This is a genomic window from Elioraea sp. (genome assembly GCF_051860475.1).
Lineage (GTDB): Bacteria > Pseudomonadota > Alphaproteobacteria > Acetobacterales > Acetobacteraceae > Elioraea.
Genome location: NZ_JBHYDW010000277.1, coordinates 1 through 1,845, shown reverse-complemented (window position 1 = coordinate 1,845; position 1,845 = coordinate 1). Strand labels below are relative to the sequence as shown.

3 protein-coding genes are annotated in these 1,845 nt (G+C 72.8%); all 3 read right to left on the bottom strand.

Annotated features, from left to right (window positions below; translation table 11 throughout):
- Nucleotides 1–24: 24 nt before the first annotated feature.
- Nucleotides 25–1,002: a Bug family tripartite tricarboxylate transporter substrate binding protein gene (locus ACTIFU_RS23630; protein ID WP_439580778.1), complete on the bottom strand. Its 978-nt coding sequence runs from the start codon at nt 1,000–1,002 to the stop codon at nt 25–27.
- A 73-nt stretch (nt 1,003–1,075) separates the two neighbouring features.
- Nucleotides 1,076–1,414, bottom strand: coding sequence for a divalent-cation tolerance protein CutA (gene cutA, locus ACTIFU_RS23625; protein ID WP_439580777.1), 339 nt, complete (start codon nt 1,412–1,414; stop codon nt 1,076–1,078).
- A gap of 11 nt (nt 1,415–1,425) precedes the next feature.
- On the bottom strand, nt 1,426–1,845 hold a 420-nt coding region (locus tag ACTIFU_RS23620), incomplete at its 5' end, for a DHHA1 domain-containing protein (protein WP_439580776.1).

Below are 1,845 nucleotides of genomic sequence, written 5' to 3'. Positions count from 1 at the left end.
CCCCCCCCACGCCTCCGATCGGCGTCACTCCACGCGCGCGCCCGAGATCTGCACCGCCTCGCGCCACATCGGCCGCTCGCGCTCGGCACGCGCCGTCGCCTCCTCGGGCGTCGACCACGCCATGAAGGCACCGGCGTCGAGGAAGCGCTTGCGCATCGCCTCGTCCTCGCTGATCTCCTTCAGCGCAGCGTTCATGCGCTGGATCACCGCCGGCGGCGTGCCGGGCGGGAAGAAGAAGCTCTGCCAGGAGGTGACGACGAAGTCGGGCACGCCCGCCTCCGCCATCGTGGGCACGTCCGGCATGGTCGGCACACGCTGCGCCGAGGTCACGGCGAGGGCCCGCATCCGCCCCTCGCGGATCACCGGCACGTAGCTGGTCAGGTTGTCGAGCGCGAAGTCGAGCTGACCGCCCAGCATCACCGGGATCGCCTGGGCCGCGCCGCGGAACGGCACATGGGTTCCCTGGATGCCGACCCTGGTGCAGAACAAGGCGCCGGAAAGATGCGGCGTCGTGCCCACGCCGGGCGAGCCGTAGGTGATCCCATCGGGCTTCGCCTTGGCCCAGGCGATGAACTCCTGAAGCGTGCGAGAGGGATTGTGCTCGGCCGGAACGACCGCGCAGTTCGGCAGCTCCCACGCCACGCCGACCAGCATCAGCGACTGCGGATCGTAGGCAAGGCGCGCGTAGAGATACGGGTTGATCGACAGGTGCGCGACCGCGGCGATGCCGATCGTGTGGCCGTCGGGCGTCGACTTGGCGACGACATCGACGCCGATATTGCCGCCCGCGCCGGGGCGGTTCTCGACCACGACGCTCTGGCCAAGCAGGGATTGCAGCCGCTCGGCATAGAAGCGCACCAGCACGTCGGTCGAGCCGGCCGGCGGCCAGGGCACGATGATGCGCACGGTGCGCGCGGGCCAAGCCTGGGCCAGGGCCGGACGCGCGAGCGGGGCAGCCGCAAGGGCAAGTGGCGCTGCAAGCACACGGCGACGATGCAGCATGATCAGTCCTCCCGGTTGACGTGTTCCGCCGCAAAGGATGGCGGACGCGGCGCCCGCGCGCAAACGCTGCGCCTCAGCCGGAGGGTGGCAGCCGCACCTGCATGCCGACCCAGGCAAGGAACTCGGCATCGCCGGCGGTCACCGGCAGCGCGACGATGCAGGGGACGTCGTAGGACGAGAGCGCGCGCACGCGGCGGGCGAGCTCGTCGAGGCGCGCTGCCGTGGTCTTGGCGATCAGCGCCTGCTCGGTGTCCTCCGCCACCGCGCCCTCCCAGCGATAGATGGCGGTGTGTGGCGCGGGCAGGTTCACGCAGGCGGCGAGCCCCTCCTCGACCAGCGCGCGGCCGATCCGTCGCGCCTCGTCGGCGCTCGCCGCCGTGACATAGACGAACAGGACCGCCTCGTCCGCCATACGCGCCTCCGTCAGGCCGCGAGCGCCCCCCGCACCGCCGCGAGTGCCGCCTCTGCCTTCGCCCCGTCCGGCCCGCCCGCCTGCGCCATGTCGGGCCGGCCACCGCCGCCCTTGCCGCCGACCGCGGCGGCGGCCGCCTTCACCAGCTCGACCGCCGAGAACCGTCCGGACAGATCTGGCGTGACGCTCACCACGATCGACGCCTTGCCGTCCATCGGCGAAACGAGCGCGACCACGCCCGAGCCCATCCCCTTGCGGATCTCGTCGGCGAGGCCCTTCAGGTCGCGCGCCGGCACCTCGACCACGCGCGCGGCGAGCTTCACCCCGCCCACCTCCTCGAACGCCGGCGCGGCGCCCGCCCCGCCCGTGGCGAGCCTGCGGCGGAGCTCCGCGACCTCGCGCTCGAGCCGGCGCCGTTCCTCGATCAGCGC